This is a genomic window from Xanthobacter sp. DMC47, assembly GCF_056313845.1.
In genome coordinates, this window is the sequence record NZ_JBQUZM010000006.1 from 13950 (window position 1) to 39306 (window position 25357).

Annotated in this window: 20 protein-coding genes; 8 read left to right on the forward strand and 12 right to left on the reverse strand. The window is 68.2% G+C overall.

All coding sequences use genetic code 11. The features are described from left to right. Entirely contained in the window at positions 1 to 801 is an 801-nt protein-coding gene (locus ACT54R_RS22170) for an FAD binding domain-containing protein (RefSeq protein WP_476330178.1), read from the forward strand. Positions 802 to 865: 64 nt separating this feature from the next. Then, positions 866 to 1525: a TMEM175 family protein gene (locus ACT54R_RS22175; RefSeq protein ID WP_476330181.1), complete on the forward strand. Its 660-nt coding sequence runs from the start codon at positions 866 to 868 to the stop codon at positions 1523 to 1525. Between the two features lie 78 nt (positions 1526 to 1603). Here the strand turns inward: ACT54R_RS22175 and ACT54R_RS22180 are convergent, their stop codons facing one another. The 5 genes from ACT54R_RS22180 to ACT54R_RS22200 all read right to left on the reverse strand — a co-directional run bounded on the left by ACT54R_RS22180 (position 1604) and on the right by ACT54R_RS22200 (position 6323). Beyond that, positions 1604 to 1945: a hypothetical protein gene (locus ACT54R_RS22180; RefSeq protein ID WP_393973696.1), complete on the reverse strand. Its 342-nt coding sequence runs from the start codon at positions 1943 to 1945 to the stop codon at positions 1604 to 1606. A 161-nt stretch (positions 1946 to 2106) separates the two neighbouring features. Beyond that, on the reverse strand, positions 2107 to 3279 hold the full coding sequence (locus ACT54R_RS22185) for an isovaleryl-CoA dehydrogenase (RefSeq protein ID WP_168457791.1): 1173 nt from the start codon (positions 3277 to 3279) through the stop codon (positions 2107 to 2109). 129 nt (positions 3280 to 3408) lie between these two features. Next, positions 3409 to 4512, reverse strand: a complete 1104-nt coding sequence (locus tag ACT54R_RS22190; protein WP_476330187.1) for a serine/threonine protein kinase — start codon at positions 4510 to 4512, stop codon at positions 3409 to 3411. Positions 4513 to 4521: 9 nt separating this feature from the next. Next, positions 4522 to 5967 carry a methylenetetrahydrofolate--tRNA-(uracil(54)-C(5))-methyltransferase (FADH(2)-oxidizing) TrmFO gene (gene trmFO / locus ACT54R_RS22195; RefSeq protein ID WP_476330191.1) on the reverse strand — a complete coding sequence of 482 codons (1446 nt, stop codon included), beginning with the start codon at positions 5965 to 5967 and terminating at the stop codon, positions 4522 to 4524. A gap of 194 nt (positions 5968 to 6161) precedes the next feature. Further along, entirely contained in the window at positions 6162 to 6323 is a 162-nt protein-coding gene (locus ACT54R_RS22200) for a YjiS-like domain-containing protein (RefSeq protein ID WP_168457794.1), read from the reverse strand. A 307-nt stretch (positions 6324 to 6630) separates the two neighbouring features. Here ACT54R_RS22200 and ACT54R_RS22205 point away from each other — a divergent pair, with 307 nt between their 5' ends. Then, positions 6631 to 7347: an FkbM family methyltransferase gene (locus ACT54R_RS22205; protein WP_476330194.1), complete on the forward strand. Its 717-nt coding sequence runs from the start codon at positions 6631 to 6633 to the stop codon at positions 7345 to 7347. 26 nt (positions 7348 to 7373) lie between these two features. On the opposite strand, the gene uvrA is transcribed toward ACT54R_RS22205, so the two are convergent. After that, a complete protein-coding gene (uvrA, locus tag ACT54R_RS22210) occupies positions 7374 to 10505 on the reverse strand; it encodes an excinuclease ABC subunit UvrA (protein ID WP_476330197.1) in 3132 nt (1043 codons plus the stop codon). A 451-nt stretch (positions 10506 to 10956) separates the two neighbouring features. Between uvrA and ssb the strand changes: the two genes are divergently transcribed. The 4 genes from ssb (at position 10957) to recQ (ending at position 17144) form a co-directional block, all read left to right on the forward strand. Next, a complete protein-coding gene (gene ssb, locus ACT54R_RS22215; RefSeq protein ID WP_476330200.1) occupies positions 10957 to 11514 on the forward strand; it encodes a single-stranded DNA-binding protein in 558 nt (185 codons plus the stop codon). A gap of 346 nt (positions 11515 to 11860) precedes the next feature. Beyond that, on the forward strand, positions 11861 to 14620 hold the full coding sequence (gyrA, locus tag ACT54R_RS22220; RefSeq protein ID WP_476330203.1) for a DNA gyrase subunit A: 2760 nt from the start codon (positions 11861 to 11863) through the stop codon (positions 14618 to 14620). Between the two features lie 38 nt (positions 14621 to 14658). Beyond that, positions 14659 to 15270 (forward strand): LysE family translocator, encoded by a 612-nt coding sequence (locus tag ACT54R_RS22225; protein ID WP_476330206.1) that lies wholly within the window; start codon positions 14659 to 14661, stop codon positions 15268 to 15270. 56 nt (positions 15271 to 15326) lie between these two features. Then, positions 15327 to 17144 carry a DNA helicase RecQ gene (gene recQ, locus ACT54R_RS22230; RefSeq protein WP_476330209.1) on the forward strand — a complete coding sequence of 606 codons (1818 nt, stop codon included), beginning with the start codon at positions 15327 to 15329 and terminating at the stop codon, positions 17142 to 17144. A gap of 222 nt (positions 17145 to 17366) precedes the next feature. Here the strand turns inward: recQ and ACT54R_RS22235 are convergent, their stop codons facing one another. After that, a complete protein-coding gene (locus tag ACT54R_RS22235) occupies positions 17367 to 18251 on the reverse strand; it encodes an ATP-binding protein (protein ID WP_476330213.1) in 885 nt (294 codons plus the stop codon). Positions 18252 to 18471: 220 nt separating this feature from the next. On the opposite strand from ACT54R_RS22235, the gene ACT54R_RS22240 reads away from it, so the two are divergent. After that, entirely contained in the window at positions 18472 to 19113 is a 642-nt protein-coding gene (locus tag ACT54R_RS22240; RefSeq protein WP_476330216.1) for a hypothetical protein, read from the forward strand. A gap of 9 nt (positions 19114 to 19122) precedes the next feature. On the opposite strand, the gene ACT54R_RS22245 is transcribed toward ACT54R_RS22240, so the two are convergent. The 5 genes from ACT54R_RS22245 to epsC all read right to left on the reverse strand — a co-directional run bounded on the left by ACT54R_RS22245 (position 19123) and on the right by epsC (position 25306). Then, entirely contained in the window at positions 19123 to 19959 is an 837-nt protein-coding gene (locus ACT54R_RS22245; protein ID WP_476330219.1) for a sulfite exporter TauE/SafE family protein, read from the reverse strand. A 134-nt stretch (positions 19960 to 20093) separates the two neighbouring features. Then, a complete protein-coding gene (gene dusA, locus ACT54R_RS22250; RefSeq protein ID WP_476330222.1) occupies positions 20094 to 21086 on the reverse strand; it encodes a tRNA dihydrouridine(20/20a) synthase DusA in 993 nt (330 codons plus the stop codon). A gap of 305 nt (positions 21087 to 21391) precedes the next feature. After that, on the reverse strand, positions 21392 to 23365 hold the full coding sequence (locus ACT54R_RS22255) for a family 2A encapsulin nanocompartment cargo protein cysteine desulfurase (RefSeq protein WP_476330225.1): 1974 nt from the start codon (positions 23363 to 23365) through the stop codon (positions 21392 to 21394). Next, on the reverse strand, positions 23340 to 24287 hold the full coding sequence (locus tag ACT54R_RS22260; RefSeq protein WP_168457805.1) for a family 2A encapsulin nanocompartment shell protein: 948 nt from the start codon (positions 24285 to 24287) through the stop codon (positions 23340 to 23342). Before ACT54R_RS22260 ends, ACT54R_RS22255 begins: the two co-directional genes overlap by 26 nt. Further along, positions 24284 to 25306 (reverse strand): serine O-acetyltransferase EpsC, encoded by a 1023-nt coding sequence (epsC, locus tag ACT54R_RS22265; RefSeq protein ID WP_476330867.1) that lies wholly within the window; start codon positions 25304 to 25306, stop codon positions 24284 to 24286. Before epsC ends, ACT54R_RS22260 begins: the two co-directional genes overlap by 4 nt. Positions 25307 to 25357: the final 51 nt, after the last annotated feature.

Below are 25357 nucleotides of genomic sequence, written 5' to 3' on the forward strand. Positions count from 1 at the left end.
ATGTACGCCTTCGACTATCAGCGTCCCGACGCCATCGCCGCCGCCGCCGCGCTGCTCTCCGCCGATCCGGAGGCCAAGGCGCTGGCCGGCGGGCAGACTCTGCTGCCGACTTTGAAGCAGCGCCTCGCCCAGCCCACCGCGCTGGTGGACCTCTCCCGCATTCCGGAGCTTTCCGGCATCTGCGCCACCACGGAAGGCGTCTCCATCGGTGCCATGACGCGCCATGCGGCGGTCGCCGCCTCGGACGTGGTGCGGGCCGCCATTCCGGCCCTCGCGGATCTTGCCGGCATGATCGGCGACGTGGCGGTGCGCAACCGGGGCACCATCGGCGGCTCGCTGGCCAATGACGACCCGACCGCCGACTATCCCGCCGCCGTGCTCGCCCTGAACGCCACCGTGGTCACCGACCGCCGCTCCATCGGCGCGTCCGATTTCTTCCGGGGCCTGTTCGAGACGGCGCTGGAGGAGGGGGAGATCATCACCCGCGTGGACTTCCCCAAGGTGGAGAAGGCAGCCTACGCCAAGTTCCGCAATCCCGCCTCGCGCTATGCCATGGCCGGCGTGTTCGTGGCGAAGACGGCGGCCGAGGTGCGGGTGGCGGTGACGGGGGCCGGGCAGTCCGGCGTCTTTCTGTGGACCGAGGCGGGGGACATCCTCGGCTCCGATTTCACGGTGGGCGCCATCTCCGGCCTCGCGCTCGACCCGTCCAACCTCATGAGCGATCTCCACGGCAGCGCGGAATATCGCGCTCAGCTGGCCAAGGTGATGCTGAAGCGTGCGGTGGGCTCCATCTCGGGGTGACAGCGGCCCGCTCCGGCTTAAGCTGACGCGGCGGCGCCCTGCTGCCGCGTCGAGCCCGGGCATCATGAGCGCCGAACCGCAATCCACCGCAGACCCCGCCGCAGGCCCGGCGGCTCGTCCCCGCTTCCAGCGCGGGCGTTTCCCCAAGGCGCGCGTGGATGCCCTGAGCGACGGCATCTTTGCCTTCGCCATGACGCTTCTGGTGCTGGACATCCGCCTGCCGGACAACCTTGCGCTCACCTCGGCAGCGGAGCTGACGGCGCATCTCCTGTCGCTGTCGCACCAGACGCTGACCTATGTGATTTCGTTCTTCGTGCTTGGCGCCTTCTGGCGCAGCGGCATCGAAATCCGGCCGACCAGCGAGACGGTCGATCGGCACACGGTGCGCCTCGCCCTGCTGTTCCTGTTCTTCGTCACCACCGTGCCGTTCTCGTCGGGGCTGGTGGGTCGTTATGGCGGGCTGACGCCGGCTGTTCTGGTCTACGCCGGCAACATGACTATGCTGGCCGTGCTCACCATCGCCATCCGCTATCTGGACGTGAAGCCGCGCCATCGCTCGCTGCGGGGCGCCGCCGGCGGGGTGCTGCCGCTGTTTATCGCGACCGCCGTCCTCTCGGTGCTCATCAGCGCCGTGGCGCCGGGACAAGCCATGTATGCCTACCTGCTCAACGGGCTGGCGCGCCTGCCCTTCTGGCCGCGGGGCGGATACGGCGAATCGGCCTGACCCAACGAAAAAAGGCCGGCGCAGGGACTGCCTGCGCCGGCCTTTCAATCACTCAGCCGGAATGGCTGGGACGTGCCGTCACTTGACGCCGATGACGCCGCCCACGGCACCGCCGACCGCGCCGACCGCGCCGCCGACCACCGCGCCCACCGGGCCGGCGGCCTTCTCGCCTTCCTTGGCGCCCTTCTCGGCGCCGTGGCCGGTGCCCTGCACGCCGCCGGCGACGCCGCCCGCGACCGCGCCGCCCACACCGCCAACCGTGCCGCCGACACCGGCGCCGACCGGGCCGGCCGCCTTGTCACCGGCCGAAGCGCCGGCGTTGGCGCCCTGCTCGGCACCCTTCACCACGCCCTGCGCAAAAGCGGCGGCGGGAGCCAGAGCCAGAGAGAGAGCGGTAGCGGCCAGAATGATCTTCTTCATGGCATTTCATCCTTCGGTTCGTCACTTCGACAGGCAACGGGAGCCGTGCTTCCGCCGCCGAGCGCGCGACCGTGGGGCGTCGTGGTGCGCAAACCCGCCCCTACGATAATCCGCCGGCCGGCCTCCCGCCAGACACGCTGACGGGAGCTTGGCCGCAGGTATCAGGCGGTCTTGTCGAAAAGCTGGCGGCCGATGAGCATCCGCCGGATTTCGCTGGTGCCGGCGCCGATCTCGTAGAGCTTGGCGTCGCGCAGCAGGCGGCCGGTGGGATAATCGTTGATGTAGCCGTTGCCGCCCAGCGTCTGGATCGCCTCCAGCGCCATCCAGGTAGCCTTCTCCGCCGCATAGAGGATGGCGCCGGCCGCATCCTCGCGGGTGGTGGCGCCACGGTCGCACGCCTTGGCCACCGCGTAGACGTAGGCCTTGGTGGCGTTCATGGTCACGTACATGTCGGCGATCTTGCCCTGCATCAGCTGGAACGTGCCGATGGGCTGGCCGAACTGCTTGCGCTCGTGGACATAGGGCATCACCACGTCCATGCAGGCCTGCATGATGCCAGTCGGGCCGCCGGCCAGCACCGCGCGCTCATAGTCGAGCCCGCTCATCAGCACATTGACGCCCTTGCCCACGGCGCCGAGCACGTTCTCCTCCGGCACCTCGCAATCCTCGAACACGAGTTCGCCGGTGTCGGAACCGCGCATGCCGAGCTTGTCGAGCTTCTGGGCGGTGGAGAAGCCCTTGAAGCCCTTCTCCACGAGGAAGGCCGTCATGCCCTTCGGGCCAGCGGCGGGGTCGGTCTTGGCGTAGACCACCAGCGTCTCGGCGATGGGGCCGTTGGTGATCCACATCTTCGAGCCGTTGAGGACGTAGCGATCGCCCTTCTTCTCCGCGCGGGTGCGCATGGAGACGACATCCGAACCCGCGCCCGGCTCGGACATGGCGAGGGCGCCCACATGCTCGCCGGAGATCAGCTTGGGCAGGTATTTGGCCTTCTGCTCGGGCGTGCCGTTGCGGCTGATCTGGTTGACGCACAGGTTGGAGTGCGCGCCATAGGAGAGGCCCACCGAGGCGGAGGCGCGGGAGATCTCCTCCATGGCGATGACGTGCTCGAGATAGCCGAGCCCCGAGCCGCCGTATTCCTCTTCCGCAGTCACGCCGAGCAGGCCCAGCGCGCCGAGCTTGGGCCACAGGTCGCGGGGGAACTGGTTGGTCTTGTCGATCTCGGCAGCGCGCGGGGCGATCTCGGCCTGGGAGAAATCGCGCACGGTGTCGCGCAGCATGTCGGCGGTTTCGCCGAGGTCGAAATCGAAACCCCCGGGGGCGTTCGGCAGCATGGTCACATCCTCCCTCGCTCCCCCGATTCTCATGCGCGGTCGCGGCCGCCGACGGGAAGCAGGAACTAGAATAAAACGGTTGTCCGTTTAATCAATGGGCCGGAGCCACGCCGCGCCGCTCAACTTTCGTCAGGCGGCGGGGCGGGTGATGCGATCGGTGAGGTTGAGGCGGCCGCGGGCGATCTCGGCCACCTGAAGGCGCACGGCCTCCGAGCCGGCAAGCTGGTCCAGCATCTCGATCTGATTGCGGGCGATGAGCAGCAGCAGGTCGTCGCGCACGGCGCCGTCCGGCCCCTTGGGCAGCACCGGGACGATCTGGAGATGGTCGAGGTGCGGCCGGTCGGGCAGTGCGGCCGCGAGATGGGCGCGCAGGGCGTCCGCCGTTACCGGAGCCGAAGGCGCGACGAAGGCGTAGAGGCCCACCTTGCCGCCCAGCGTCTGGAAGTCCGACATGTGCACCTCCGCCACCGCCGGATGGCTGGCGAGGGCTGCGGCGATCCGCGGCCCCACCTGCGTCACCCGCGGGCCGCGGCCCTCGGTGTCGGAATAGGACATCAGCCGCCGGGTCACGAAGCGGTAGACCTTCTTGCCGGTGGCCATCCACACGCGGGTGGGCAGGCTCTTGGTGGCCAGCACCTTCTTCTCGCGCGGCGTGAGCTGGTCCGGGCAATAGGTGCGCTTGTGCTTCAGAAGGTGGCGCAGGTCCTCGTAGGCCAGCACGCGCCCGATCTTGGACCGGCGGCTGAAGGGCAGGGCGAGCTGGAAGTCCATCAGCCACGCCTCGCCGTCCGCCCCCCGCAGCCAGTTCTGCTGCTTGGCGAGGTCGTTATGGACGTAGCCGGCACGATGGAGTGTCAGCAGCGCGGCGCGGGCGGAATGGAAGAAGTGCATGTCGCCGGCCGGCCGGGCGATCTGGAGCGGCGCCCCGTCGATCCAGCCGCGCACCAGGAAGCGCTTGCCCACGGCGAGCAGCGGCGTGGTGACGCCGGTGCGCGTCACCTTCTCCAGTGCGTGAATCTCATGGGCGGCGAGCTGGTAGGCGATGGGCGCGAACCAGAGCGAGACGTCGTTCCAGCGCCGGCGCACGGCGGGCCATTCCCGGCCATGGCGGTCGGTCCAGGTGCCGCGTTCCACGGTGGAGAAGACATCGCGCTTCAGCACCGTGTCCACGGCGAAGCGGGCCGGGTCGGCATCATATTCCAAGGGCGGCGGCGTGACGGACTGGCGCGGCATCCGGGCCTCTTAAGCCGCCTCTGGCGGGCTGTCGAGCCAGGTGAGGATGTCGGTCAGCGCGCGCGCGGCGAGCGCCTTCTTCTTGGCGAGCGTCTTCTCGGCCCCGCGCAAGCGCTTGCCGGCCTCGCCCTTCGGCGCCTCGGCGAGCGGGGGGAAGAGGCCGAAATTCACATTCATGGGCTGGAAGGAACGGGGGCCGCCCTCGGCCTCCGCTTCGATATGCCCGCCGGTGATATGGGCGAGCAGCGCCCCGTGCGCGGTGGTCAGCGGCGGCAATGGCACCTCCTGCCCCAGCCGCTCGGCCGCAGCGAAGCGCCCGGCCATGAGGCCCACGGCGGCGCTTTCCACATAGCCCTCGCAACCGGTGATCTGGCCGGCGAAGCGCAGGCGCGGATCAGCCTTCAGGCGCAGCGTGCCGTCCAGCAGGCGCGGGGAATTGAGGTAGGTGTTGCGGTGGAGCCCGCCGAGCCGGGCGAACTCCGCGTTCTCCAGTCCCGGAATGGTGCGGAACACGCGGGCCTGCTCGCCATGGCGCAGCTTCGTCTGGAAGCCGACCATGTTGTAGAGCGTGCCCAGCTTGTTGTCCTGCCGCAGCTGGACGATGGCATAGGCTTTGACGTCCGGCGCGTGGGGATTGGTGAGGCCCACCGGCTTCATGGGGCCGAAGCGAAGCGTCTCCCGGCCGCGCTCCGCCATCACCTCGATGGGCAGGCAGCCGTCGAAATAGGGCGTCTTGGCCTCGAAGTCGCGCACCGGGGCCTTGTCGCCGGAGATCAGCGCATCGACGAAGGCGTTGTATTGGGCCTCATCGAGGGGACAGTTGATGTAGTCCGCGCCCGTGCCGCCCGGTCCCGCCTTGTCGTAGCGCGACTGGAACCACGCCTTGCCCATGTCGATGCTGTCGAAATGCACGATGGGCGCGATGGCGTCGAAGAAGGCGAGGGCGCTTTCCCCGGTGAGGCCGAGGATGGCCTCGGCCAGCGCGGGGGAGGTGAGGGGGCCGGTGGCGAGGATTACATTGTCCCACTCGGCCGGGGGCAGGCCGGTGATCTCCTCGCGGCGGATCTCGATGAGGGGGTGCTCCTCGAGCGCAGCGGTGACGGCGCGGGAGAAGCCCTCCCTATCCACTGCCAGCGCGCCGCCGGCCGGCACCTGGTTGGCGTCGGCCGCCTTCAGGATCAGCGAGCCGGCCCGGCGCATCTCCGCATGGAGCACGCCGACCGCATTGCCCTGCGGATCGTCGGAGCGGAAGGAATTGGAGCAGACCAGCTCGGCGAGGCCATCGGTGAGGTGCGCCTCGGTGCCCCGCACGGGCCGCATCTCGTGGAGCACCACGGGGACGCCGCGCATCGCCAGCTGCCAGCTTGCCTCCGAGCCCGCGAGACCGCCGCCGACCACATGAACGGGTGCGACATTATCGCCATTCGGACGGTCGGGCCAAAAAGTGTCAGGCATCGCGGCTCCAGTGCGCCGCCGGCGATCAGGGGGCATCCGGCGGGACAAGGGATGTGCCACACGCGCCGCTCAGACTTCAACCCTCGCAGGCGTCCGCGTCCTGTGAGGGCTCCAAAAACGAAAATGGCCCCCTGAGGGACCACTCTCCGGTGCCTGCCCGAAGGCAGGCTCAGCCATGGCGGCGTTGCCTGAAATCAGGCAACGGCCGAAGCGTGACGGGCCACGGCCCGAATCTCGCTGCGCGACACGTTGATGTCCGCGAGAGAGCGATCATCAAGGCTGGACAGCTCCGCAACCGTGCGGTTGTAGACCTGCCACCGGCGAAACTGGCGAGCCAGCAAACCCCAGAGCAACATCTTACTTCTCCTTTTGTGGTCCGCCTTGCAGCGACTCCACTTGCTGGCAGCAACATATGCTCTCATGCTGCATCGCCATAGAGCGCTGACGCATTGCAGCAATGCAACGCGTGCATGGTGCGGGCAATCGCTCGTTAACCCATGGGAATAGTGCAATGCTGCATTGCATGTCCTTAGAAGGGCTCGTTTTTGGAGAGGTATATTTCTGCCTCCCCCGTGCTATGTCGAGCGCGAGTGGGCGGGGGCCCTCTCGGCACGCTGGTCACGCGGCGTGCCGTGTATGCGTAAGCCGCATTGGGGGCATGTGATGAACGTGGCGAACGCCGCCGGTTTGGCCGGGGACGCTATCTATACTGCCCAGGAGGAACGGGGCCTCACGTCCCGTTTTCTGGGTTCGACGGGCTTCTTTGTCGAGGTGGGGGCCTACGACCCGGTCTTCCAGAGCCAGACGCTCCACCTGGAACTCACCGGATGGCGGGGCCTTCTGGTTGAGCCCGTGCCGGAATTCGCTGAAAATCTGCGCCGTGCCCGTCAGGCTGACGTGGTGCAGTGCGCCTGTGTTGCACCCGAGGCCGCCGGCGCCGGCCGCGTGGCCCTGCTGGAGCGGCGCGGTGCCAGCACCGTCGTCTTTGATCCGCGCAAGGTACGGCCGGAGGACATGGTGATCGAGGTGCCGGCCGCGACCCTCGACTCCATTCTCGACGCAGCCGGTGTCTCCAGCATCGACTTCCTCTCGGTGGACGTGGAAGGCGCCGAGCCCGACGTGCTGAAGGGACTAACGCTCAGCCGCTTCCAGCCCAAGCTGGTCGTGGTCGACGACCGGGAGCGGTTCGGGGAGACGCGTGCCGTTTTGCGCCAGGGCAATTACGACCTCGTCCGGCGTACCGGCCACAATGCGTGGTTCGTGCCGCACGAGACCGCACGGCACCTGAGCCTGCGCGCACGGGCACAGCTCGCGTGGACCTACGGCATCGGCCGTCTGCTCCGCCGTGGCATCCGTCCGGGTTCCGCCCGCATGGCCTGAGGCGGCGCGCAGTCGGAAGGCGAGCCTTATTCGGCCGCCTGCCGGCGCCGCCTGCCGCGCGTGACCCGGGGCGCATCGGATGCCTCTGCGGGCGCTTCACCGGCGCCGCCCCATGTCTCCGGCACAGCCTCTGCCACGACCCGTGTCTCATCGGCCGCATCGGCTTCCACCACGTCCGGCGAGGTAGAGCGTCGACCGGCCTTCCCCCGGCCCGTCGCGGCTGACCTGGCGGACTCTTTCGTGTCGCCGGCCTTCTGCCCGTCCGCGAACGGACGGCGGGCCAGCACTTCGGCGAGGAAGCGGCCGGTGTGGGAGCGCTTGCTGGCCGCCACCGTCTCCGGCGTGCCGGCCACCACGATTTCGCCGCCGCCGTCGCCGCCCTCCGGGCCGAGATCGAGAATCCAGTCGGCGGTCTTGATGACTTCGAGATTGTGCTCGATCACCACCACCGAGTTGCCCTGCTCAACCAGCTCGTGCAGCACTTCCAGCAGCTTCTTCACGTCGTGGAAGTGCAGGCCGGTGGTCGGTTCGTCGAGGATATAGAGCGTGCGCCCGGTGGCGCGCCGCGACAGCTCCTTGGAGAGCTTCACCCGCTGCGCCTCGCCGCCGGACAGCGTGGTGGCCTGCTGGCCGACCTTCACATAGTCGAGGCCGACGCGGTGCAGCGTCTCCAGCTTCTCGCGCACGGAGGGGACGGCCTTGAAGAATTGCGCGCCCTCTTCCACCGTCATGTCGAGAACGTCGGCGATGGACTTGTTCTTGAAGGTGACTTCCAGCGTCTCACGATTGTAGCGCTTGCCCTTGCAGACGTCGCAGGTGACGTACACGTCCGGCAGGAAGTGCATTTCGATCTTGATGACGCCATCGCCCTGACAGGCCTCGCATCGCCCGCCCTTCACGTTGAAGGAGAAGCGCCCGGCCCCGTAGCCCCGCGCCTTGGCTTCCGGCAGGCCTGCGAACCATTCGCGGATGGGGGTAAAGGCGCCGGTATAGGTCGCCGGGTTCGAGCGTGGCGTGCGGCCGATGGGCGACTGGTCGATGTCGATCACCTTGTCGAGATGCTCCAGCCCCTCCAGCTTGTCGAACGGGGCAGGGGCCTCCGAGGCGCCGTTCAGCCGCCGCGCCACCGCCTTGTAAAGCGTGTCGATGAGCAGCGTGGACTTGCCGCCGCCCGACACGCCGGTGATGCAGGTGAACAGGCCGAGCGGAATTTCCGCCGTCACGTTCTTCAGGTTGTTGCCGCGCGCGCCCGAGAGCTTGAGCATGCGCTTGGGGTTCGGCTTGCGCCGCGCCGGCACACCCACGCTCAGTTCGCCCGTGAGATAGCGGCCGGTGAGGGAGGCCGGATTGGCGAGGATTTCCGCCGGCGTGCCCTGCGCCACGATCTTCCCGCCGTGGATGCCCGCGCCCGGGCCCACGTCCACCACATGGTCGGCGGCGAGGATGGCGTCCTCGTCATGCTCCACCACGATCACCGTGTTGCCCAGGTCGCGCAGGTGCTTGAGCGTGCCTAGAAGGCGCTCGTTGTCGCGCTGGTGGAGACCGATGGAGGGCTCGTCCAGCACATAGAGCACACCTGTAAGGCCGGAGCCGATCTGCGAGGCGAGGCGGATGCGCTGGCTCTCGCCGCCCGATAGCGTGCCCGAAGACCGCGCCAGCGTCAGATATTCCAGCCCCACGTCGAGCAGGAAGCGCAGCCGCTCGCGGATTTCCTTGAGGATGCGTCCGGCGATCTCGTTCTGTTTGTCGGTGAGCTGGGCCGGGAGGTTCTCGAACCATCCGGCCGCCGCGCGCACGGAAAGCTCGCCGATCTCGCCGATGTGCCGCCCGGCGATCTTCACCGCCAGCGCCTCGGGCTTCAGCCGGTAGCCGTTGCAGACCTTGCAGGGGACGGTGGAGAAGTATTTGGAGATCTCCTCCCGCGCCCAGTCGCTGTCGGTCTCCTTCCACCGCCGGTCGAGGTTGCGCACCACGCCCTCGAAGGTCTTCGAGGTCTCGTAGGCGCGCATGCCGTCGTCATAATGGAAGGTGATCTTCTCGCTGCCCGAGCCGAAGAGCAGCACGTCGCGCGCCTGCTCCGGCAGGTCGGCGAAAGGCACGTTCAGCTTGAAGTGGTAGTGCTTGGCCAGCGCATCCAGCGTCTGCCCGTAATAGGGCGAGGTGGATTTGGCCCAGGGGGCGATGGCGCCCTGCTTTAGGGAGCGCGCCTTGTCCGGCACCACGAGGTCCGGATCGATGGTCTGCTCCACGCCGAGCCCGTCGCAGGCCGGGCAGGCGCCGAAGGGATTGTTGAAGGAGAAGAGCCGCGGCTCGATCTCCGGAATGGTGAAGCCGGACACCGGACAGGCGAACTTCTCCGAGAAGATGATGCGTCGGGGTGCCCCCGCCTCGTCCTTCTCGTCGGCGAACTCAGCCACCGCGATGCCATCCGCGAGGCCAAGGGCAGTCTCGAAGCTGTCGGCGAGGCGTTGGGCGAGGTCCGCGCGCACCACGATGCGGTCCACCACCACGTCGATGTCGTGCTTGAACTTCTTGTCGAGGGTCGGCGCCTCGGCGATCTCGTGGAAGGTGCCGTCGATCTTGACCCGTTGGAAGCCCTTCTTCATCCACTCGGCGAGTTCCTTGCGATACTCGCCCTTGCGCCCGCGGACCACCGGCGCCAGCAGGAATAGCCGCGTGCCTTCCGGCAGCGCAAGGGTGCGGTCCACCATCTGCGAGACGGTCTGGCTCTCGATGGGCAGGCCGGTGGCCGGCGAATAGGGCACGCCGGTGCGCGCCCACAGAAGGCGCATGTAGTCATAAATTTCGGTGACCGTGCCGACCGTGGAGCGCGGGTTCTTCGATGTGGTCTTCTGCTCGATGGAGATGGCCGGCGAGAGACCGTCGATCTGGTCCACGTCCGGCTTCTGCATCATCTCCAGGAACTGGCGGGCATAGGCCGAAAGGCTTTCCACATAGCGCCGCTGTCCTTCCGCATAGATCGTGTCGAAGGCGAGCGAGCTTTTCCCCGAACCGGACAGGCCGGTGAATACCACCAGGCTGTCGCGGGGGATTTCGAGGTCCACGTTCTTGAGATTGTGCTCGCGCGCGCCGCGCACCGAGAGGGTGCGGGCATCGCGGCGGGGGGCGGGACGCGGGGAAGCTGCGCGATCAGACATGGACATCCGCTGGCGCCTGCGGCGCAAAAAGGGGTCGGGGCCTGAGGAACGATCGTGCCGCCCTTGCAGCGGCGGGCACCCTGGCGGCCGGAAAGCCGCGCAGCGCGCCTAGGAACGTGCTCATGAACTCAGGGAAATGTAGTGGACCTTGTGCGATGCGGAAGAGAACATAATCGGAACTCCGGAGGGTGCCACCCAAAAAGAGCCGTCAACTCGCATGGAGCGCGCCCGATGGCCTTGCCAGTCTGGGGGAAGTCGGCTAGGAACACAACGTGAACATTGGGGCCTGGAGTTGTTACGCGCGGCAGCGCGCGTTGGTTCATCGGTTCATCATGGGGATAAAGCCGCACCGGGGGTCGCATGGCCCGGCGGGGACGCTAGGGTGCGGGATTCGCGGCGTACCGATCTTCGGTGGCGCCTAGAAACGGACTACGGCACGAGGGAGAGCGCGATGGCCGGCAGCGTCAACAAGGTGATCCTGATCGGCAATCTGGGCCGCGACCCGGAGGTCAAGTCGTTCCAGAACGGCGGCCGCGTCTGCAACCTGTCCATTGCCACGTCCGAGAACTGGCGCGACAAGGCCTCCGGCGAGCGCCGCGAGCGCACCGAGTGGCACCGCGTGGTGATCTTTAACGAGAATCTGGTGGGCGTCGCCGAGCGTTTCCTGAAGAAGGGCTCCAAGGTCTATATCGAGGGCCAGCTCGAGACCCGCAAGTATGAGAAGGATGGCCGCGAGACCTACACCACCGAGGTCGTGCTGCGCCCCTATCGCGGCGAGCTGACGCTGCTCGACGGCCGTGAGGGCGGCGGGTCCGGGGCGGACGAATACGGTGGAGGCTCCGACTTCGGCTCGGCCAGCCCCATGGGTGGCGGCGGTGGCAGCTTCGGCGGCTATAGCGGCGGCGGTTCCGGCGGCGGGCGCCGTCCGGCCCCGGCGGGCGGAGGGATGGGCGGCGGCTCGGGTGGTGGTCGCCCCGCGGCCGATCTCGACGACGAAATCCCCTTCTGAGGCCGGCCGACGCTTGTCGGGTCGATGGAGGCGGGGCGAAGTGGTGGTGAGCCCGGCCGCGGCCCGGTCCTGCAGTGTCCATTCCTGCGTGCGGGGCCTCGGCGTGGAGGGAACGCGTGGCGTTCCCTGTTGCCCCGTCGCGGCGCCGTTCGCCAGCCGGGTTTTCCTGCCTTTTCAGGCCATTCTGACGCAAAAGCGACAAAATGTGCGGCGACTGGCAAAATGCTCCACATAAGTTATTGATTTTTAACGGGAAAAATTGAGCCGACCGGCGGGGTTTTGCTGGCGTCGGAAGGGTGAATCGGCTAGAAGGAAGCGCCCTTCCAATCCATGCGAGTGCTGACTTTTGGCCGATTCCGAAACGCCGAAGAGTGGCGGCGAGCCGCCGTCCGACATCCGGCCCGTTTCCATCACGGAGGAGCTGTCCCGCTCCTATCTCGACTATGCCATGAGCGTCATCGTCGCCCGGGCCCTGCCCGACGTGCGCGACGGCCTCAAGCCCGTGCATCGGCGCATCCTGTTCTCCATGCACGAGAACGGGTACGAGTGGAACAAGCAGTACCGCAAGTCGGCCCGCGTGGTCGGCGACGTGATCGGCAAGTACCATCCCCACGGCGACCAGTCGGTCTACGACGCGCTGGTGCGCATGGCGCAGACATTCGCCATGCGCCTCCCGCTGGTGGATGGCCAGGGCAATTTCGGCTCGGTGGACGGCGACGCCCCGGCGGCCATGCGCTACACCGAGGTCCGCCTGGAGAAGGTGACCAACGCGCTTCTCGACGACCTCGACAAGGAAACCGTCGACTTCCAGGAAAACTACGACAACACCGAGAGGGAGCCGAGCGTCCTTCCGGCCAAGTTCCCGAACCTTCTGGTGAATGGTGCGGGCGGTATTGCGGTGGGCATGGCCACCAACATTCCGCCGCACAATCTCGGTGAGATCATCGATGTCACCGTCGCGCTGCTGGACGACCCGCTGCTCGAGCCCGAGGCGCTGCTGGACCTGCTGCCCGGCCCGGACTTCCCCACCGGCGCGCTGATCCTCGGCCGCACCGGCATTCGTCAGGCCTATCTTACCGGTCGCGGCTCGATCCTGATGCGCGCGAAGGTCGCCATCGAGAACATCCGCAAGGACCGCGAAGCCCTCATCGTCACCGAGATCCCCTATCAGGTGAACAAGGCGACGATGATCGAGAAGATCGCGGAGCTGGTGCGTGACAAGCGCGTCGAGGGCATCTCCGAGATCCGCGACGAGAGCGACCGCGACGGTATGCGCGTGGTCATCGAGATCAAGCGCGACTCCCAGGCCGACGTGGTGCTGAACAACCTCTACCGGCTTACGCTGCTGCAGACCTCGTTCGGCGTGAACATGGTGGCGCTCTCCGGCGGCAAGCCGGGCCTGCTGACCCTGCACGACGTGCTGACCGCCTTCATCGCCTTCCGCGAGGAGGTCATCAGCCGGCGCACGAAATTCCTGCTGCGCAAGGCGCGCGATCGCGCCCACGTGTTGGTGGGCCTCGCCATCGCGGTCGCCAACATCGACGAGGTGATCCGCCTCATCCGCACCGCGCCGGACCCGGCGACCGCCCGCGAATCCCTGATGGGTCGCGACTGGCCGGCCAAGGACATGGCCCCGCTCATCGCCCTCATCGCCGATCCGCGCCACAAGCTGAAGGACGACGGCACCTACCGCCTCTCCGAGGTGCAGGCCCGCGCCATCCTGGACCTGCGCTTGCAACGCCTCACCGCCCTCGGCCGCGACGAGATCGCCGACGAGCTGGACAAGCTCGCCGCCGAGATCGCCGATTACCTGGACATCCTCGCCAGCCGGCCGCGCATGCGGGCGATCATCCGGGACGAGCTGCTCGCCATCAAGGCGGAGTTCGGCACCCCCCGGAAGACCGAGATCGTCGAGGGCTTCGGCGATCTGGAAGACGAGGATCTCATCCAGCGCGAGGAGATGGTCGTCACGGTCTCCCACGCCGGCTACATCAAGCGCGTGCCGCTCTCCACCTATCGGGCGCAGCGGCGCGGCGGCAAGGGCCGCTCGGCGATGCAGACGCGCGACGAGGATTTCGTCACCCGCCTGTTCGTGGCCTCCACCCACGCGCCGGTGCTGTTCTTCTCCTCCAAGGGGCAGGTCTACAAGATGAAGGTGTGGCGCCTGCCGCTGGCGGCGCCGCAGGCCCGTGGCAAGGCCCTCATCAACATCCTGCCGCTGGAGCAGGATGAGCGCATCACCTCCGTCGTGCTGCTGCCAGAGGACGAGGGCGAGAACCAGCGCCTGCAGATCATGTTCGCCACCACCGGCGGTACCGTGCGGCGCAATGCGCTCACCGACTTCCAGCAGGTGAACCGCAACGGCAAGATCGCCATGAAGCTGGCCGACGGCGAGGCGATCGCCGATGTGGGGCTCTGCACGGAGGAGGACGACGTGCTCCTCACCACGGCGGCCGGCGCCTGCATTCGCTTCCCCGCCACCGAAGTGCGCCTGTTCAAGGGCCGCGACAGCGTCGGCGTGCGCGGCATCCGGCTGGAGGAGGGCGATAGCGTCATCTCCATGGCCATCATCCGCCATGTGGATGCCGATGCCGAGCAGCGGCTCGCCTACATCAAGATGCGTCGCGCCTTGCGTGGCGAGGCGGGCGAGAGTGCCGAGGTGGAGCAGGAAGAGGGGGCCAGCGGCTCCGGCCAGCTCAGCCAGGAGCGCTACGCCGAGATGGGAGCGAAGGAGCAGTTCATCCTCACCGTCTCCGAGAACGGCTACGGCAAGCGCACCTCGTCCTACGAATATCGTGTCACCGGGCGCGGCGGTAAGGGCATCGTCGCCATGGCGGTGAACGAGCGCAACGGCCGGCTCGTGGCCTCCTTCCCCGTGGAGGATGCCGACCAGATCATGCTCGTCACCGACGGCGGCCAGCTCATCCGCTGCCCCGTGGATGGCATCCGCATCGTCGGCCGCGCCAGCCAGGGCGTCATCGTGTTCAACACGGCGGAAGGCGAGCGCGTGGTCTCGGTGGAGCACATCAGCGAGGATACCGGCGCTGAGGGCGAGGCGGGCGAAGGCGGCGCGGAAGCTGCCGGAGACGACGCGCCGGAGGCCTGATACGCGAGCAGGGGGCTTCGGCCAGAGGAGCGCAAGTGATGATCTCGGCCGAAAGCCTCGCCCTGTTCGTGCTCGCCTGCATTGCCTTGGGGGCGACGCCGGGGCCGAACGTGGCGCTCATCGTCGGCACCAGCCTCAAGCACGGTCGGCAGGCGGGCATCCTCACCGCCATGGGCGTCAATGTGGGCCTCATCGCCCAACTGGCGCTGGTGGCGGGGGGCCTCGCCTATGTGGTGGAAGCCTTCTCCCGCCATTTCGATCTCGTGCGCTATGCCGGCGCGGCCTACCTCGTGTGGCTCGCAGTGATGCAATGGCGCGCCGCCGGCAAGGCGGTGGAAGCCCCCGCGCCGTCCGCCCACGCTGCCTTCGGGCGTGGGCTCGCGGTGGCCTTCGCCAATCCCAAGACCCTCCTGTTCCACGCGGCCTTCCTGCCGCAATTCGTCACCAACACCGCGGATCCGGTGCCGCAGATCGCGCTTCTCGCGGCGATCTTCGCCGTCATCGCGCTGGTGGGCGACATGCTGTGGGCGGTGGTGGCGGACAAGGCGCGGGCTGCGCTCAAGGGGCGCTTCACTCTCGTGGCGGACCGCGTCTCCGCCGGCATCCTCGTCGGCGGCGCGGCGCTGCTGCTGGCGGCGGGACGGCGATAGGCCCTCCGCGGCGCCGCCCCGCATTGCCCCGCGGGGGGAGGGGGCTATAAGGCCCCATGTCTGCCCTTCTGCATGATTCCGCCCCGCTCGAGGTTCTGCGCCACGTCTTCGGCTACGAGGCGTTTCGCGGGCGGCAGCGCGAGATCGTGGAGCATGTGGTCGCCGGCGGCGATGCCCTCGTGCTCATGCCCACGGGCGGGGGAAAATCCCTGTGTTATCAGGTGCCGGCGCTGGTGCGGCCGGGCACCGGCATCGTGGTCTCGCCGCTCATCGCGCTGATGCACGACCAGGTGCAGGCGCTGCGCCAGCTAGGTGTGAAGGCGGCCATGCTCAATTCCTCGCTCGCCCCGGGCGAGGGCCGGCAGGTGGAGCGGGCGCTCGCCATGGGCGACCTCGATTTGCTCTATGTGGCGCCCGAACGGCTGCTGACGGACGGCTTCCTTCATCTGCTGGACGGCGCGCGCATCTCTCTGTTCGCCATCGACGAGGCCCATTGCGTCTCCCAGTGGGGGCACGATTTCCGGCCCGAATATCGCCAGCTCACCATCCTGCACGAGCGCTATCCCGGCGTGCCGCGCATGGCGCTCACCGCCACGGCGGACGGGCCGACCCGCCGGGAGATTGTGGAGCGGCTCAATCTGGAGGAGGGGCAGGTGTTCCTGTCCTCCTTCGACCGGCCGAACATCCGCTACCGCATTGCTCCGAAGGCCAATCCGCGCGCCCAGCTCAAGGCCTTCCTCGATGCCCACGACGGCGAGGCGGGCATCATCTATTGCATGAGCCGGGCGAAGGTGGAGGCGACGGCCGAAATGCTCTCCACCGAGGGCCGCACGGCGCTGCCCTATCACGCCGGCCTCGACGCCGACACGCGCGCCCGTCATCAGGATCGCTTCCTGAAGGAGGAGGGGGTGGTGATGGTGGCTACCATTGCCTTCGGCATGGGCATCGACAAGCCGGACGTCCGGTTCGTCGTCCATCTCGACCTGCCTAAGAGCATCGAGGCCTACTATCAGGAGACCGGCCGCGCCGGCCGCGACGGCCTGCCCTCCGAGACTCTGCTGCTCTATGGCGTGGAGGATGTGGCCAAGCTCATCCAGTTCGTGGACGGCTCGGATGCTCCGGAGGCGAGGAAGCGCGTGGAGCGGAGCAAGCTCGACGCGCTGCTGGGGCTCGCCGAGACCGCCTCCTGCCGGCGGCAGGTTCTGCTGAAATACTTCGAGGAAGACCTGCCGCAGCCCTGCGGCAATTGCGATACCTGCCTTGATCCGCCGCGCACCTTCGACGGCACCGAGGCGGCGCAGAAGCTGCTCTCCTGCGTGTACCGCACCGGCGAGCGGTTCGGCGCCGGCCATGTCATCGACGTGCTGCGAGGCGACGCCAACGACAAGGTGACCAAGTTCGGCCACGACAAGCTCTCCACCTTCGGCATCGGCGGCAATTTCTCGCGCGATGAATGGCGGGCCGTGGTGCGCCAGCTGGTCGCGATGGGCTATCTGTGGGTGGATGTGGAGGGCCATGGCAGCCTCGGCCTCACCGAGAAGTGCCGGCCGGTGCTGCGCGGCGAGGAGCGGGTGGAGCTGAAGGCCGAGGCGCGCCCCCGCGCCGCCCGCGTCACAGGGGGAGGGCGCGGCCCTTCCGCAGCGCTGGCCGATCCGGCGGACGAGGCGCTGTTTCAGAAATTGAAGAAGCTCCGGCTGGAGCTGGCGCGGGCGCAGGGCGTGCCGCCCTACGTGATTTTCCACGACACAACCCTGATGGCCATCGCCGAGCTGAAGCCCACCTCCATGAAGGCGCTGGGCATGATCTCCGGTATCGGCGAGGCCAAGCTGATGCGCTACGGCCAGCAGTTCCTGCAGGTGATTGCTGAGGGGTAGGAAAGCGGCTCCCCTCTCCGCTTGCGGGAGAGGGGTTGGGGGTGAGCGGGCGGCTTGGCGCTGCCAGTTCAGCCCGCCGTCGTCCTCCGGCGCGACCGGAGGACCCATCCGCCCATCGTGACAGCCACCCCGACGCGGCGACGAACCGCGCCATGGGCCCTCCGGTCGAGCCGGAGGGCGACGGGATACCAGCAGGACATCCGGCGGGGCAGGGGCTGCCGCTCACGCCGCCTTCAGCGCTACCCCGAGCCGGCCCGCGAGGTCCTGCACGAACTGGTAGGCTGTCCGGCCGGAGCGGGCGCCGCGGGTGGTGGCCCATTCGAGCGCCTGCGGCCGCCATTCGTCCTCCGTCGCCGGAATGCCATGGTGCTCCACATAGGCCGCGACCATGGCGAGGTATTCGTCCTGGCTGCACTTGTGGAAGCCAAGCCACAGGCCGAAGCGGTCGGAGAGGGAGACCTTCTCCTCCACCGCCTCGCCGGGATTGATGGCGGTGGAGCGCTCGTTGTCCATCATGTCGCGCGGCAGCAGATGGCGGCGGTTGGACGTGGCGTAGAAGATCACGTTGTCCGGCCGCCCCTCGATGCCGCCCTCAAGCACCGCCTTCAGCGACTTGTAGGACGTATCATCGGAATCGAACGAGAGATCGTCGCAGAAGACGATGAAGCGGTGATGGGAGCCGCGCACCAGCCCCATGAGCGCCGGCAGGGTTTCGATGTCCTCGCGGTGGATCTCCACCAGCTTCAGCCGCGCGCCGTCATCGGCCAGCGATCGGTTGATGGCGGCGTGGGAGGCCTTCACCAGCGAGCTTTTGCCCATGCCGCGCGCGCCCCAGAGCAGAGCATTGTTGGCCGGCAAGCCGCGGGCGAAGCGCTCGGTGTTCTCCACCAGCTGGTCGCGCACCCGGTCGATGCCCTGCAGCAGGTCCATCTCCACCCGGTTGACCCGCGGCACCGGCTCGAAGCGGATCGGATCGGTGTGCCAGACGAAGGCGTCGGCCGCTTCGAAGTTGGGGGTCGGCACGGCGGGCGGGGCGAGGCGCTCCAGCGCTCCGGCGATGCGGGTGAGCAGGTCCAGGGTCGCGCTCGAAAGGTCCGGCTGTGTCATTATCATCCTCCCGCGCGGGGATTAGGACGCGCCCGGCCCGGCGGCAAGGCGTGACAGTGCGGCTGTGGCGCAAAAGCCATGCAGAGGGCGCATGGTGTGGACGACGCTGCAGCGCAACAATTCCGCCTTAACTTCTCCCCATCCATCCTCGACCAAGCACATCGGAACTAACGGTAGCCGCGTGCGCGGCGCCCCCCTCTGCCCCGGGAGGTCGAGACCCATGGCGATCCGCCCCTTCACCTGCGCCGCCCTTATGGCGACGCCGCTCTTCGCCGCCGCGCCTGCCCTCGCCGATGGGACCGAGGCGAAGACCGCACTGAAGGCCGACGGCTCGACCTCGCTCACCTATTCAACGCCCGTGCAGGACTATGGCGCGGTGGTCGGCCTCGACCTGTCGGCTGCCGGATCGAGCGTGGCGCCCACGGTCGGGCAGAGCGCCGATGGCCTCGGCGGGACCGCCTATGCCAAGGTCACGGTCTCCCGCCTACCGGACTGGATGGTGTGGGAGAAGGGCACAGTGAACGTTTCGGTCGATCCCAACGACGCGGCGAGCAAGCTCGCCACCACTTTCGAGCGCACCATTCCCCTGAGCTCCGGCCTCGCGGCGACGCTGGCCGACACTTATCAGGTCAAGGCCGGTTCGCAGGCGTGGGAGACGGACAAGTCGCTCAGCCTCAAGCTGACGGACATGGGCACTACCTTCGCCGTCACCACCAAGGCGACGAGCACCTCGTCCCAGCTTCTGCCCACGGTAAGCGCCCAGCAGCAACTCGCGCCGGACCTCACCGTCACCACCTCCGTGGCCGATACCGGCTCGACGCTGAACAAGAGCATCACCGCCGGCTTCACCCACCGCTGGTGAGGCGTCGCCTCAGCCGTGGATGATGGCGATCAGGAAGCGCACGCCGATCAGGAGCAGGAACAGGCCGAAGCCGATCTCCAGATGGCGCCGGCTCAGCCGGTGGGCGAGACGCGCGCCATAGGGCGCCACCAGCGTCGCCACCGGGGCGATGCACAGGAATCCGATCACCGACACATAGCCGATGGAGAGCGGCGGCAGCTCCGACAAATGCGGCCAGCCGGCGATGGCATAGCCGATCACCCCCGGAATGGGGATGATGACGCCGATGCCCGCCGAGGTTGCGACGGCCGCATGGATCGGCACGCCGTAGAGCAGCAGGATGTTGGTGGAGATGCCACCGCCGGAGATGCCCACCAGCGACGACGCCAGCCCGATGAAGAAACCGTAGAACCGCATCATCGCAGAGGAGGGCAGGTGGTCGGCAATGCGGATGTCGTTGCGGCCGATGAGGCTCTTCAGGCCCAGGAGCGAGACCACCGCCACGAAAACCGCCTGCAACACCCAGCCCGCCGCCACTGCCGCGATGGCGCTGCCGGTGATGATGCCGATGATGGCCGGGATGCGCCATTTCGCCAGCACGCCCGGCATCGCCGCCCCCTTGGCGACGTGGGTGCGGTAGGAGGCCATGGCGGTCGGGATGATGATGGCGAGGGAGGTGCCGACGCACAATTGCATCCGCACGCTGTCATCCACCCCGAGGAAGCCGAACACCTCGTAAAGCACCGGCACGATGACGCCGCCGCCACCGATGCCGAAAAGGCCGGCGAGCAGGCCCGTCAGCACTCCGCCGGCCAGCATGGCGCCGACGAGCAGGACGAGTTCCTGCACGGGAACGTTGGAAAACATGAGCGCGACCGAAGGCTTGCGGGCAGAAGGGGGACGAGGAGTGGCCCGGATTTCGCCATCTGTCCACTGCGCCGGCCGCATGGCGCACGATGAAGGTCCGCTATTCACGCAAATCTCTTGGCATTGCGGCCCGCTCAGGCCGCCAGCCGATCCCGGCGGCGCACCTCGTCCACCGCGCCGCGCAGCACCTCGAGCCCCGCACCGGGGATGATGGCCTCGGTGGAGAGGCGGCGGCGGAAGATGCGGGCACCCTTCCTGCCCCCGAACAGTCCGAGCATGTGCCGGGTGATGTCGGAGAGGCGGCCACCGGCTTCCAGATGCCGGGCAATGTAGGGTTCGAACGCTTCGATGGCGGCGAATGTATCCGCGTGCGGGGCGGGGACGCCGTGCAGAAGAGGGTCCACCTCCGCCAGCAGTTCCGGCGAATGGTAGGCTGCGCGGCCGAGCATGATGCCGTCGAGCCCGTCCGCCTCGGCGAGCCCCTGCGCGAGGCTTTCGAGGCCACCGTTGAGCGCCACCGGCACATGGGGCAGGCGGGCTTTCAGGCGACGCACGCGGTCATAGTCGAGGGGCGGAATGTCCCGGTTCTCGCGCGGCGAGAGGCCGTTCAGCCACGCCTTGCGGGCATGGACGATGAGCCCGTCGCAACCGGCCGCGAGCACCGCGTCCGCGAGGGTATCGAGAGCCTCCTCCGGGTCCTGATCGTCCACGCCGATGCGGCATTTCACGGTGACGGGGAGGGCGACGGCGCCCTTCATCGCCGCGACGCAATCGGCCACCAATTGCGGCTCCCGCATGAGGCAGGCGCCGAAATTGCCGCCCTGCACCCGGTCGGAGGGGCAGCCGACATTCAGGTTGATCTCGTCATAGCCGAAATCGGCGCAAATGCGCGCCGCCTGCGCCAAAAGGGCCGGATCACTGCCGCCCAGCTGAACCGCCACCGGATGCTCGATGTCCGAAAACCCTAGCAAACGCGCCCGGTCGCCATGGATCACAGCCGGCGCCGTCACCATCTCAGTATAGAGCAGCGCATGGCGGGAGAAGGTGCGATGGAAGGCCCGGCAATGCCGGTCCGTCCAATCCATCATGGGCGCTACCGAAAACGTAAGCTTCTGGTTCTCAAGCATTATTCTTGAATACTATCACATTGGGCCGGGTCGGGAATGATCCCTGTTGCGACCTGATACGGCCCGGATTTCGCTTTCGACGCGTGTGCGCACACGGTGCGCGCACGGATCGGCCCCTTCCCTAAACCATAATCCGGCTCCTGGAGAGCCCCGATCCGGCGAAGGGGCAGCACGTCAGCGAGCGTGCCTTCGCCGCAAGGACGGCGAGGAAGGGGGTGGCGCACGTGCTTATGTGGCGTGCGCCGCCGTTGCCGCCATCTCCCGTGCCCGCCCCGGCGGTCGGCCGGGGCAGGGAGAGGGAGAGGTCAGAGCCGGTAGCCGCGGCTGCTCTGGATGCGCTTGAGGGCGGTTTCCAGCGCGTCCACGTCCTCGGTCGTGTTGTAGAAGGCGAGGGAGGGCCGCACCGTACTCTCCAGCCCGAACCGGCGCAGGATGGGTTGGGCGCAGTGATGCCCGGCCCGCACCGCGATGCCTTCCCGATCCAGCGCCGTGCCCACATCCTGCGTGCGGCAGCCATCCAGCACGAAGGAGAGCACGCTCGCCTTGTCCGCCGCCGTGCCGACGAGCTTCAGGCCTGGCACGGTGAGCAGCCGCTGGGTCGCGTAGACCAGCAGCTCGTGCTCGTAGCGGGCGATCACCTCCATGCCGATGCTCTCGACATAATCGATGGCCGCGCCGAGGCCCACCGCGTCGGCGATGTTGCCGGTGCCGGCCTCGAACCGCTCGGGCGGGCCGTTGTAGATGGTCTTCTCGAAGGTCACGTCGGCGATCATGTTGCCGCCGCCCTGCCACGGGGGCAGGTGGGCCAGGACGTCCTTCTTGCCGTAGACCACGCCGATGCCGGTGGGGCCGAACACCTTGTGGCCGGAGAAGACGAAGAAGTCGGCGTCGAGCGACTGCACGTCCACTGCCATGTGGGAGACGGACTGCGCCCCGTCCACCAGCGCGCAGACGCCGTGGCGGTGGGCGATGGCCACCATCTCCTTGACCGGAACCACCGTGCCGAGCGCGTTGGACACCTGCGCCAGCGCGACGACGCGGGTGCGGGGATTGAGCAGCTTCTCGTATTCCTCGAGGATCACCTGCCCCGTATCGTCCACCGGCGCGACGCGCAGGCGCGCGCCCTTCTCGGCCGCGAGCAGCTGCCACGGCACGATGTTGGCGTGGTGCTCCAGATGGGTGACGACGATCTCGTCGCCCTCCTTCACATGCCGCCGGCCGTAGGTCTGGGCGACGAGGTTGATGCCCTCGGTGGCCCCGCGCACGAAGATGATGTCCTTCACCGATCCCGCATTGAGGAAGCGCCGCACCTTCTCGCGGGCCGCCTCATAGGCATCCGTCGCCCGCGCCGCGAGGGCGTGGGCGGCGCGGTGGATGTTGGAATTTTCGTGCTCGTAGAATTGCGTCAGCCGGTCGATGACCGCCTGCGGCTTCTGCGTGGTGGCGGCATTGTCCAGCCAGATCAGCGGCTTGCCGTGCACGCTCTGCTGCAGGATCGGGAAGTCCCGCTTGATCGCGTGGGGATCAAACGGGCGGGTCTGCGGGCCGAGGTCGGGCACCAGTTCCGGGGTGAGGGCCGCGGAAAGGCCGCCGAAGTCCGGAGCCCGTGCCGGCGCGGCCGGGATGGGCGCCGCCGGTACGGTCGGTTCCGCCGGCGGGGACGCAGAGGCGGGCACGGGCGCATGGGCGCGCGCCTCGTCGAGGAAATAGAGGCCTCCGGCATCGGCGCCGAAATCCCCCGGCACTCCGGACGGCGCGGGCGGACGCCGGCTGTCGAGCGCGATCACGCTGCCGAGACCGGCCGGCACCTGCCCGGCACCGAAGCCGCTGGCCAGCCCCGGCAGGGACACGGCCGGAGAGCCGCCCGGCTGGGGCAGGGTGGAAAGGCCGGGAACGGCCACCGCCGCCGGAGCGGGCGGGGGCGGGATGTTCGGCGTCGGCACCACCGAGGGGATGGTGACGGGCGGCAGGTCCGGCGCGGCGAAGGGGGGCCGCGACGGCAGGTGCTGGGCCGCGAGGGTGGTCGCGGGCAGGCCCGGCACGTCGGCCGGGCTCGGCGGTGCGGAAGGCAGCGTCACCAGATGCGGCGCCGCCTCGGGTGCGGCAGACGCAGGCCCCGCCTGGAAGAAGGCGTTGGCGATCTGTTGCAGCACCTGCGGATCGGGCCAGCCCGACGGCGGCGATGCCGGCGCAGCACCCGCCGCGCCGAAATCGTCCGCCCCGAGATCCGCCACCCCTTGGGGCAGCCCCGGCTCAGGCGTAGGTGTCAGGATAGGCATGATACTTGCCGACCTCGACATCGGTGAGCACCGCGAGCGCATCGTGGGTGAGCACGGCGGCCGAGCAGTAGAGCGAGACCAGATAGGAGGCGATGGCCTTGCGGTTGATGCCCATGAAGCGCACCGAGAGGCTCGGCGCCACCTCGCCGGGAACACCCGGCTGGAACAGGCCGATGACGCCCTGCTTCTTTTCGCCGGTGCGCAGCAGCAGGATGTTGGTCTTGCCGTTCTCGTCCACATAGAGCTTGTCGGACGGCACCAGCGGCAGGCCGCGCCAGGTGAGGAAGGGCGTGCCGAACAGCGTCACCGTGGGCGGCGGCACGCCACGGCGAGTGCATTCGCGGCCGAAGGCGGCGATGGCGCGCGGGTGGGCGAGGAAGAAGGCCGGCTCCTTCCACACCTTGGTGATGAGCTCGTCGAGGTCGTCCGGGGTCGGCGCGCCGGTGCGGGTGGCGATCTTCTGCGAAGGCGCGGCGTTGGTCAGCAGGCCGTACTCGGCATTGTTGATGAGCTCGGCCTCCTGCTTCTCCTTCACCTTCTCGATGAGGAGGCGCAGCTGCTCCTGGATCTGGTCGTAGGGGTGGGAATAGAGGTCCGAGACGCGGGTCTGCACGTCGAGGATGGTGGTCACCGCATTGAGGGAATATTCCCGCGGCGCCTCCTCATAGTCCACGAAGGTCTCCGGCAGGTCCGGGTCCTGGTCGCGGCGGGGCGAGCATTCCACGTCGGCGGCGATCTCGCCGTTGGCTTCCTTGACGCGGTTGAGGCGGTAGATGCCGGCTTCCACCGGCGTCCACGGCAGGAAGGAGACGAGCCAGCGCGGCGTGATGCCGGACCATTGCGCGCGGGTCTTCGTGGCGTTGGCGAGCTGCCGGGCGGCGGCCTCGTTCAACGTCCTTCTGATGGCAGGCTCTTCGGTCATTCGGGTTCCCCGTTGAAAGGCTGGAACGGCGCGGCGGCGCTTGCGGTGAGGCCGGGCGCGGGGTCTCCCGCGCTGCCCACCGAGCGGTTCTGCGCCTGCGTGAGATGGCTGCCCGGCGGCACCGAATGGGTGAGCCAGACATTGCCGCCGATGGTTGATCCGCGGCCGATGGTGATGCGCCCGAGCACGGTGGCACCGGAATAGATCACCACGTCGTCCTCGATGATCGGGTGGCGCGGTGCGCCCTTGATGATGGCGCCCGAGGCGTCGGTCGGGAAATTGCGCGCGCCCAGCGTCACCGCCTGATAGAGGCGCACCCGCTCGCCGATGATGGTGGTTTCGCCGATGACGACGCCGGTGCCGTGATCGATGAAGAAGCTGCCGCCGATGCTGGCGCCGGGATGGATGTCGATTCCGGTGCGCGAATGGGCGATGTCGGAGATGAGGCGGGCGAGGAAGCCGGCGCCGAGCCCGTAGAGCGCATGGGCGATGCGGTGGTGCACCACCGCCGTGAGCCCCGGATAGACCAGCAGGATTTCGGCGAAGCCCGTGGCCGCCGGATCGTTTTCATAAGCCGCGCGGATGTCGCTGACGAGAAGGGCGCGGATCTCCGGCAATTGCTGGGCGAAGGCGCGGACGATGTCGATGGCCTCGCGCTCGAACGCCGCCTCGGAGCGGGCCTCGCGGGTGGAGAAGGGCAAGCTGCGCCGGGTCTGCTCGGCGAGCGTGGTGAGCGCGTCGTTGAGGGTGGCGCCGACGAAATAGTCGATGGTTTCGGCGGCAAGCCCCGGCGGCCCGTAGTGGGCCGGGAAGAGCGCCGCGGCGAGCCCTTGCAAGGCGGAAACAATGGCTTCGCGGGAAGGCGGCGGGCGCAGCAGGCCGCGATGGCGGATGTTGTGCTGCACATCCCGAGACAGCTTCAGCGCTGCGACCACCGGGCCGAGGTTCCAGCCGGAGGGCTGGGCGCTCCCTGCACCCCCGTCGCTCCGCGTGCCTTCGTGGAAAGCGACGCCATCTATCGGATCGGCCCGTTCGATCACCCCTTGGCCGTCGCTCCCCTTGGCCGTCAC

What these genes read in the sequence shown, in the direction of transcription:
- ACT54R_RS22170 (WP_476330178.1), top strand. Translation starts at nt 1, where the DNA reads ATGTACGCCTTCGACTATCAGCGTCCCGACGCCATCGCCGCCGCCGCC.
- ACT54R_RS22175 (WP_476330181.1), top strand. Translation starts at nt 866, where the DNA reads ATGAGCGCCGAACCGCAATCCACCGCAGACCCCGCCGCAGGCCCGGCG.
- ACT54R_RS22180 (WP_393973696.1), bottom strand. Translation starts at nt 1,945, where the DNA reads ATGAAGAAGATCATTCTGGCCGCTACCGCTCTCTCTCTGGCTCTGGCT.
- ACT54R_RS22185 (WP_168457791.1), bottom strand. Translation starts at nt 3,279, where the DNA reads ATGCTGCCGAACGCCCCCGGGGGTTTCGATTTCGACCTCGGCGAAACC.
- ACT54R_RS22190 (WP_476330187.1), bottom strand. Translation starts at nt 4,512, where the DNA reads ATGCCGCGCCAGTCCGTCACGCCGCCGCCCTTGGAATATGATGCCGAC.
- trmFO (WP_476330191.1), bottom strand. Translation starts at nt 5,967, where the DNA reads ATGCCTGACACTTTTTGGCCCGACCGTCCGAATGGCGATAATGTCGCA.
- ACT54R_RS22200 (WP_168457794.1), bottom strand. Translation starts at nt 6,323, where the DNA reads ATGTTGCTCTGGGGTTTGCTGGCTCGCCAGTTTCGCCGGTGGCAGGTC.
- ACT54R_RS22205 (WP_476330194.1), top strand. Translation starts at nt 6,631, where the DNA reads ATGAACGTGGCGAACGCCGCCGGTTTGGCCGGGGACGCTATCTATACT.
- uvrA (WP_476330197.1), bottom strand. Translation starts at nt 10,505, where the DNA reads ATGTCTGATCGCGCAGCTTCCCCGCGTCCCGCCCCCCGCCGCGATGCC.
- ssb (WP_476330200.1), top strand. Translation starts at nt 10,957, where the DNA reads ATGGCCGGCAGCGTCAACAAGGTGATCCTGATCGGCAATCTGGGCCGC.
- ACT54R_RS22225 (WP_476330206.1), top strand. Translation starts at nt 14,659, where the DNA reads ATGATCTCGGCCGAAAGCCTCGCCCTGTTCGTGCTCGCCTGCATTGCC.
- recQ (WP_476330209.1), top strand. Translation starts at nt 15,327, where the DNA reads ATGTCTGCCCTTCTGCATGATTCCGCCCCGCTCGAGGTTCTGCGCCAC.
- ACT54R_RS22235 (WP_476330213.1), bottom strand. Translation starts at nt 18,251, where the DNA reads ATGACACAGCCGGACCTTTCGAGCGCGACCCTGGACCTGCTCACCCGC.
- ACT54R_RS22240 (WP_476330216.1), top strand. Translation starts at nt 18,472, where the DNA reads ATGGCGATCCGCCCCTTCACCTGCGCCGCCCTTATGGCGACGCCGCTC.
- ACT54R_RS22245 (WP_476330219.1), bottom strand. Translation starts at nt 19,959, where the DNA reads ATGTTTTCCAACGTTCCCGTGCAGGAACTCGTCCTGCTCGTCGGCGCC.
- dusA (WP_476330222.1), bottom strand. Translation starts at nt 21,086, where the DNA reads ATGCTTGAGAACCAGAAGCTTACGTTTTCGGTAGCGCCCATGATGGAT.
- ACT54R_RS22255 (WP_476330225.1), bottom strand. Translation starts at nt 23,365, where the DNA reads ATGCCTATCCTGACACCTACGCCTGAGCCGGGGCTGCCCCAAGGGGTG.
- ACT54R_RS22260 (WP_168457805.1), bottom strand. Translation starts at nt 24,287, where the DNA reads ATGACCGAAGAGCCTGCCATCAGAAGGACGTTGAACGAGGCCGCCGCC.